The 1,407-nt window shown below is 49.5% G+C and carries 1 protein-coding gene; it reads right to left on the reverse strand.

The window, feature by feature from the left end; genetic code table 11:
* Positions 1-211: 211 nt before the first annotated feature.
* On the reverse strand, positions 212-1,309 hold the full coding sequence (locus J1785_RS01050) for a glycerol dehydrogenase (RefSeq protein WP_217218600.1): 1,098 nt from the start codon (positions 1,307-1,309) through the stop codon (positions 212-214).
* Positions 1,310-1,407 lie beyond the last annotated feature (98 nt).

Raw genomic sequence — 1,407 nt, forward strand, 5'->3', positions numbered from 1 at the left:
TTATTACTATTTTGATCGGAGATTTGTATTAGATACAGAAATTTTATTTATTATTAAAAAAACAGACAAGCACATACATAATTAATATACACAACAGAAAATTATTCGCACAATGCATTATTTCGGCCATCTGAAAAAGCGCAATTTATACCATGCGATGTTTGGTTAAGTGTTAATGCTCCCCCTGCACACGGGGGAGCCGTTACAGCAATTACTTCACCGTTTTACTGAATGCATCCACCGCCAGAATAGCGTTCGCCACGTCTTCGGCGGAAAGATTGTGGTTAAGGTTACCCAGCGTATCGCCCTCGCCGCCTGCCAGCGCACCGATTTTCACCAGACTGGCAAAAGATTCGTTTTCCAGATGCATTTCTTTCAGCGTGGTTGGCATTTTAATGGCACGGTAGAAACGGACGTATTTCGCGATTTCTTCGCCCGGGCGCTGTTCCAGCACCATCTGCGTCAGTGTACCGTAGGCCACTTTTTCACCGTGGGTCAGATGATGAATATCACCTGAAATCGCCGTAAAACCATTGTGGATCGCGTGCGCACCTGCCAGACCGGCATTTTCAAAACCCAGACCGGAAAGCAGCGTGTTGGCTTCCACCACGGCTTCAACGGCTGGCGTCACCAGTTTCTGCTCAACCGCCGTATAGGCACTGTAACCATAGGTCAGCAACGTTTTCTCGCAAGCTTCGGCAATCGCCATCCCGGCGATAGTCGGGTCACCCCCGACCATTGACTGAGAATGCGAACGCAATACCGCCTGTGCTTCGACAAAGGTGGCCAGGCCGTCAGCGATCCCGGAGGCAAACAGGCGTACCGGTGCCTGAGCACACACATGGGTATCTACCAGCACCAGATCCGGATTTTTATTGTAGAAACGGTAAGATTCGAAAACACCTTCATCGGTGTAGATAACCGACAACGCGCTGCACGGTGCATCGGTTGAGGCCACGGTCGGCACGATCACGACGTTTTGTTTCAGTTCATCGGCAATCGCTTTCACGGTATCCAGTGTTTTACCGCCACCGAGGCCGACCACGACCTGGGTTCCCGCATGACGGGCAATGCCGGCCAGACGGGTAATTTCGCTGGCAGAGGCTTCACCGTTAAAGCGCTCATAATGAAATGCCACGTCAGCTTTTTTTAATGAATGCTGAACGCGCTCGCCGATAATTCCCCAAACAACATCATCAGCAATCAGGAATGATTTCCCTCCCAGTGCGGGCAGATAATCTCCTAACTCATCCAGCACACCGCTGCCCTGGACGTATTTTCTTGGCGAAGAAAAGATAAATTTACTCATGATAAAAACCTCTTTTCGTGGATAATGTGGATGTGAATAACTGCCCGAGCGTACCGCAGTGCAACAGCGAGCCCAACTGATTTGATTCACTTTAACAA

It is taken from the genome of Rahnella perminowiae, assembly GCF_019049755.1.
Lineage (GTDB): Bacteria > Pseudomonadota > Gammaproteobacteria > Enterobacterales > Enterobacteriaceae > Rahnella > Rahnella perminowiae.

What these genes read in the sequence shown, in the direction of transcription:
- J1785_RS01050 (WP_217218600.1), bottom strand. Translation starts at nt 1,309, where the DNA reads ATGAGTAAATTTATCTTTTCTTCGCCAAGAAAATACGTCCAGGGCAGC.